Origin of the sequence: Luteibacter sp. (assembly GCF_051958795.1) — a bacterium.
GTDB lineage: Bacteria > Pseudomonadota > Gammaproteobacteria > Xanthomonadales > Rhodanobacteraceae > Luteibacter.
The window spans coordinates 1-5779 of sequence record NZ_JBQCFT010000419.1 but is presented as its reverse complement, the minus strand read 5'-3'; the positions used below and the strand labels follow the sequence as shown (position 1 = coordinate 5779).

The window sequence follows — 5779 nt, the reverse complement described above, 5'->3', positions numbered from 1 at the left end:
TCCACCGTTGCGAGGCAGCAGATCGCCTCGACACGATTGTCGAAGTAGACGCTGTAGTGCATCTCAACTTCGCCAGGAGTAGCGCCCTGTTCCAGGCATGGCTGAATGACCTCAATCCCTCTGACCCTGTCCACAGCCGTGGCTCTTACCGCTTCGAACTTCATGCTCGATGACTCCATGCGACTTTCCGTCGGCGGAGCATACGACATGCAAGCTAGTTTTTGACTGCTAAGGGGATTCTTCTCATTCGCGCGCTACGAAGCGTGCCGGAAACGTGCGGCAAAGCATGATTCGGATCAAATATTCAGCGCCCGCCCACCATCCACACGAATCACCTGGCCCGTCGTGTAGTGCGCATCCAGCATCAGCCAGCGCACCGCTTCGGCTACGTCGTCTGGTTCGCCTTTCCGCGCAAGCGGCGTCTTCGCGATCAACAACTCCGCAGCTTCTTCGGGCTTGCCCGATTCAGGCCAGAGAATCGCGCCAGGAGCGACGGCATTGACGCGCACTTCCGGTGCGAGCTCCTTTGCCAGCGATTGGGTCAGCATCGCGAGCGCAGCCTTCGCCATGACATACACCGTGTGCCCTGCGAGCGGACGCTCGGCATAGATGTCCACGATATTGACGATGGCGCCCTTGCTTTCGCGCAACGCGGGAGCCGCGGCTTGCGAAAGAAAGAATGGCGCGCGCGCGTTTGCAGCGAACAGGTCATCCCATTGCGCCTGCGTGGTCTGGCCGATGGGGGTGGGATAGAACGCCGAGGCGTTGTTCACCAGTCCGTTCAAACGGCCGAATACCGCGAGTACATCGCCGATGAGGTGGTCGGGAGTCGCGGGGTTGTCGAGCGCGCCGGAGAACAGCGCGACGCTGTCGGGCCGTGCGGCGTTCAGTTCCTTCGCGAGTGCCTCGGCATCATCGGCTGAGCTGCGGTAGTGCAGCGCGATGTTGCAGCCCGCCGCGTGCAGCCGCCGGCAGATGACGGCACCGACGCGGCGCGCGCCGCCCGTGATGAGTACGACCGGTGGCTGGTTCATGGCTGGCTCCCTTGGCGATGCGCGGGCAGCTTGCCGGAAAGCGGGGCGGGCGTCACCTTGCGGTGGGGGAGTTGCGGGTGGCTTTTTTGGCGGCGGGGCGGCGGGCTGTGGTTTTTTTGGTGGCTTTTTTGGCAGTTGCCTTTGCGGTTGCCGCTTTTCTTGGGGCGGTTTTCTTGACCGTTGCTCGCTTGCGGGTGGGGGGCTTCTTCACCGTTTTTCGGGCCGACGCCTTGCGCGTCGGATCGCGCGCAAGGCGCGCTCCTACAGGGGGTGAGGTTTCCCCGGGCGCAGCGGGCTCGGCGGCGGCTTTGGATTTCTTCGTGGGCTTTTCGGGGGTGTCGTCGCCGTCGTCGATGTGGACGTCGCCGCTGAAGAGGTCGATGGCGGTCTTCGCCACCTGGCCGGTGTCGTAGTAGGCGTAGGCGCCGACGCCGAGCGCGCCGACCACGGGCAGCCAGCGTGAGATGCCCTTGCCGACGGCGCGCTTGGTCACGCTGACGCCGATGCGGCCTGCCAGGCGCTGCAGCACGCTGGTGGCGGTGGTGCGGAAGACCAGGCGGTCGCCCACGCGGATGGCGATGTCACGGAAGGCCTGTGCCGCCGTGTGCCGGAACAGGCACCAGAGCATCTGCTCGCGGCCGAGCTTGGCGGTCTTGCCATAGGCAGCGGCGATGTCGCTGACCAGCTGGCCCTGGATGCGCCAGATGGCGACCAGCTCAGGGAGCACGGTGAGCCAGCCCAGCGGCCCCGGGGGCAGGGCGAGCGAGCCCGCGGTCAGGGCGGCCTTGTTGGCCGCGGCGCTGGCCAGCCGGCGGCACTCCTCTTCGGCGGTCCCTTTCGCCGCCTTGGGTACTTCACTGTCCGGAATGCGGCTGACGAACTCGAGGATCGCCTTCGCCACCGGGCTTTCCCCGCGGTCGATCGCCGAGGTCGGCACGATCTCTTTCGAGGTGGAGGCGGGATCACGCTTCGCCATCGTCATCTCCTGTGTAAGGTGGGAGAAGGGTGAAGGGTGGATCGTGAAGGGGCCGCAAGCGTCTGGCGCGAATCCCCATCGCGCGCAAGCGCGCTCCCACAAGAGCCTGACCTCCTGAAAGCTTCGGGAAAGGTACGGCCTTGAGACTGATGAAACATTATAACATTCTGGCCCCGTCCCCCATGAAGCCTGTTCGCCTAGCCCTTGCCATTGCCCTGGCCCTTTCGGCCGCCCCCGCTTTCGCCGCCGACGATACGGCGCCGCCGCAAAAAGCTACGAACCTGGGCGAGGTGGATGTCACCGCCCGGCTCGATGAGGCGCGCAACAGTCTTTCGCCGGACACGGGCAGCAGCCAGTACGTCATGGACCGGCAGACGATCCAGGCACTGCCGCTGGGCGATTCGACGCCGCTGAACCAGGTGATCCTGCAGGCGCCGGGCGTGGTCCAGGACAGCTTCGGCCAGCTGCACGTGCGCGGTGACCACGCGAACCTGCAGTACCGCGTGAACGGGGTGGTGATTCCGGAAAGCATCGGCGGCTTCGGCCAGACGCTCGACGCCCGCATGATCGAGAACGTGAAGCTGCTGACCGGTGCGCTGCCTGCCCAGTACGGCGACCGCACCGCGGCGGTGGTGGACATCACCACGCGCAGCCAGAAGCAGGACGGTATCGGTGGCAGCGTGGGCATCACAGGTGGCCAGTTCGGCACGCTGAACCCCAACGCCACGCTGTTCGGGCGCGAAGGCCAGTGGAGCTTCTTCCTCACCGCGAACTACCTTGAGAACGATGTCGGCATCGAAAACCCGACCTCGAGCCGCAAGCCGATCCACGATCACACCAACCAGGTGAAAGCCTTCGGCGACCTGTCGTACCTGATCAACAACGACACCCGCCTGAGCTTCATGTTCGGCGCGACGAACAACCGCTTCGAGATCCCGAACAACCCGGGGCAGGAAGCGCAGTTCGGTTACCTCGACGTGACCAACTTCGACTCGGCGCAGCTCAACGAGCGCCAGCAGGAGAAGACCCGTTTCGGCATCCTGAGCCTGCAGGGCAAGCTCGGCACCACGGCCTACCAGGTGTCGGCCGGCCAGCGTTACAGCGGGCTGGATTTCACGCCCGATGACATCGGCGACCTGATGTTCAACGGCGTCGCCTCCGATGTGCGCCGTTCCAACCGCGCCGACACGCTGCAGGCGGATTTCTCCACGCCGCTGGGCGACAACCACACGCTGCGCTACGGCATCTACGGCTCGTTCGAGCGCGCCAATGCGACGAATAATTCCCTGGTTTTCCCGGCGGACGATGACGGTAACCAGACCTCGACCACGCCATTCAACATCCTGGACACCAGCCGGATCCTCGCCCGTACGTACGCGGCCTACCTGCAGGATGAATGGAGCATCGGTTCGCAGTGGACGGTGAACTACTGCCTGCGCGCCGACAAGTTCAACGCGTTCAAGCCGGAAAGCCAGCTGAGCCCGCGCCTGGGCGTGGTTTACCAGCCGACCGACAGCACGACGATCCACGCCGGCTATTCGCGCTACTTCACCCCGCCGGCGACGGAATCGATCACGCCCACGTCGATCGCGAAGTTCAACGGCACCACGAACGCGCTGGCTGACAACGGCAACGACCTGCCGCTGGCGGAACGCTCGAGCTACTACGACGTGGGCATTTCGCAGAAGTTCGGCGATGCCTGGACCGTCGGCCTCGACAGCTACCGCCGCAACGTGCAGCGCCTGCAGGATGAAGGTCAGTTCGGCGCGGCCGTGGTCTACTCCACGTTCAACTACGACCAGGGCAAGATCAAGGGCGACGAGCTCACCGTGAATTACGACGGTGGCGCGCTCACCGCTTACTTCAACTTCGCGTACAACCGCGCGGTGGGCAAGCGCGTGATCACCAGCCAGTACAACTTCAGCCCGGATGACCTCGCGTACATCTACGACCACTACATCCACCTCGACCACGACCAGAAGTACACCTCGTCGGGCGGCATCAGCTACGCCTTCGGCGAGGGCACGAAGGTCGGCGCGGATTACCTGTTCGGCTCGGGCCTGCGCAGCGACGGCATCGTCCCGAACGGCGACCACATGCCCGCGTACTTCCAGCTCAATCTCAGCGTATCGCAGGACCTGCACCTGACCCCGATTGGTACGACCCACGCCCAGCTGGCGCTGGTGAACGCGCTGGATCGTACCTATGAGATCCGCGACGGTTCCGGCATCGGCGTAGGCGCCCCGCAGTTCGGCCCGCGCCGCGGCGTGTTCCTGTCCCTGCAGCAGGATTTCTAAAGCCCCAATCCTGTAGGAGCCCACCCTGTGGGCGACGCCTTTCGCGAGAGCCCTGCAGCGCTTGTAGCGTCTTCGCGAAAGATGTCGCCCACAGGGTGGGCTCCTACGGAGTGGTTCCGGGGCGGTGGTATCCTTGCCGGCATGACTGATCGCCTCCCTGAACCCGGCGCCGACGAGCGCGCCCATTCCGAACACCTCAGCGGGCTCCTCCGCGAAGAGATCGCGGCGCATGGCCCCATGCCGTTCTCACGCTTCATGGAGCGCTGCCTGTACACGCCGGGCCTGGGCTATTACAGCGCGGGCAAGGCGAAGTTCGGTGCGGAAGGCGATTTCGTCACGGCCCCCGAGCTGGGTACCTTGTTCGCCCGTTGCGTCGTGCGTGCCTTCGAGCCCGTACTGGCGGCACTGGGTCCCGAGGCGGATTTCCTCGAGATCGGCGGCGGCAGCGGCGCGTTCGCCGAGGCCGCACTGCGCGCGCTCGATGCGGCGGGCAAGCTGCCGCGCCGCTACATGATCCTCGAGCCGAGCGCCGACCTGCGCGAGCGCCAGCACGTGCGCCTGCATGCGAACCTGCCGCCCGAAGTAGCGAAGCGTGCCGTGTGGCTGGATGCACCGCTTGAGGAGCCGTGGGATGGCGTGCTCTTCGCCAACGAGGTCATCGACGCGCTGCCGACGACGCGCTTCACCACGCGCGAAGGCGAGGTCTACGAGGAATACGTGGTGCTCGATGGCGAAGGGCGCTTCATGCGTACCGATCGCCCGGCCGACGTCCTCGTGAACGGTGCCGTGCGCCATCTTGAGCGTGACCTGGGCCGCGAGTTCGAGGCGGGTTACCGCACCGAAGTGCTGCCGCAGCTTCCGTACTGGATCCAGGCCGTGGCCGGTACGCTGCGCAAGGGCGCCATGCTTTTCGCTGACTACGGTTACGTGCGTAGCGAGTTCTACATGCCGGAGCGTACCGACGGGACGCTGCGTGCGTTCTATCGCCATCGCGCGCACGGCGATGCCTTCTTCCTGCCGGGCCTGCAGGACCTCACCGCCTCGGTGGATTTCACCGCGCTGGCGGAAGCGGGCAACAGCGCCGGCTTCGGCGTGGCGGCGTACATGCCGCAGGCGCCGTTCCTCATCGCCGCGGGCATGCAGGAGTTCTTCGAAGAGGATTACCTGGCGCTCACCGACGAGGCCGCGCGTTACCGCCTAGCCCAGGAAGTGAAGAAGCTGACCTTGCCCGACCAGATGGGTGAGCGTTTCCAGGTGATGCTGTTCGCGAAGGAGATTGATGCGGCCGCGTTGCCTGAGGGCGTGATGGCTGCTGACCAGGGCGCGCGGCTCTAATCGCAACACCGACATCTTGTGGGAGTGCGGGTTCGCAAGCGGGGTTAGCGGGAGAGAAAAGGTACCAAGATGACTCCCCCCAATAAGAGGCGGGGCACCGCCGACCCGGGCGTGGCGAACCTGTGGCTGGGGGGGGG

Annotated in this window: 4 protein-coding genes; 2 read left to right on the top strand and 2 right to left on the bottom strand. The window is 65.3% G+C overall.

Going from position 1 to position 5779, the window contains the following annotated elements; all coding sequences use genetic code 11:
- Positions 1 to 296: 296 nt before the first annotated feature.
- Both ACTHLF_RS21090 and ACTHLF_RS21085 read right to left on the bottom strand, forming a co-directional pair.
- Positions 297 to 1034 carry a pteridine reductase gene (locus tag ACTHLF_RS21090; protein WP_440330173.1) on the bottom strand — a complete coding sequence of 246 codons (738 nt, stop codon included), beginning with the start codon at positions 1032 to 1034 and terminating at the stop codon, positions 297 to 299.
- A 52-nt stretch (positions 1035 to 1086) separates the two neighbouring features.
- Positions 1087 to 2010 (bottom strand): hypothetical protein, encoded by a 924-nt coding sequence (locus ACTHLF_RS21085; protein ID WP_440330172.1) that lies wholly within the window; start codon positions 2008 to 2010, stop codon positions 1087 to 1089.
- Positions 2011 to 2192: 182 nt separating this feature from the next.
- Here ACTHLF_RS21085 and ACTHLF_RS21080 point away from each other — a divergent pair, with 182 nt between their 5' ends.
- Together ACTHLF_RS21080 and ACTHLF_RS21075 are read left to right on the top strand one after the other, a co-directional pair.
- Entirely contained in the window at positions 2193 to 4307 is a 2115-nt protein-coding gene (locus ACTHLF_RS21080) for a TonB-dependent receptor (RefSeq protein WP_440330170.1), read from the top strand.
- A gap of 81 nt (positions 4308 to 4388) precedes the next feature.
- Positions 4389 to 5642: a class I SAM-dependent methyltransferase gene (locus tag ACTHLF_RS21075; RefSeq protein WP_440330168.1), complete on the top strand. Its 1254-nt coding sequence runs from the start codon at positions 4389 to 4391 to the stop codon at positions 5640 to 5642.
- The last annotated feature ends 137 nt before the right edge of the window (positions 5643 to 5779 follow it).

Excerpts from the sequence above, each read along its gene's own strand:
- ACTHLF_RS21090 (WP_440330173.1), bottom strand. The coding sequence starts at position 1,034 with ATGAACCAGCCACCGGTCGTACTCATCACGGGCGGCGCGCGCCGCGTC.
- ACTHLF_RS21080 (WP_440330170.1), top strand. The coding sequence starts at position 2,193 with ATGAAGCCTGTTCGCCTAGCCCTTGCCATTGCCCTGGCCCTTTCGGCC.
- ACTHLF_RS21075 (WP_440330168.1), top strand. The coding sequence starts at position 4,389 with ATGTCGCCCACAGGGTGGGCTCCTACGGAGTGGTTCCGGGGCGGTGGT.
- ACTHLF_RS21085 (WP_440330172.1), bottom strand. The coding sequence starts at position 2,010 with ATGGCGAAGCGTGATCCCGCCTCCACCTCGAAAGAGATCGTGCCGACC.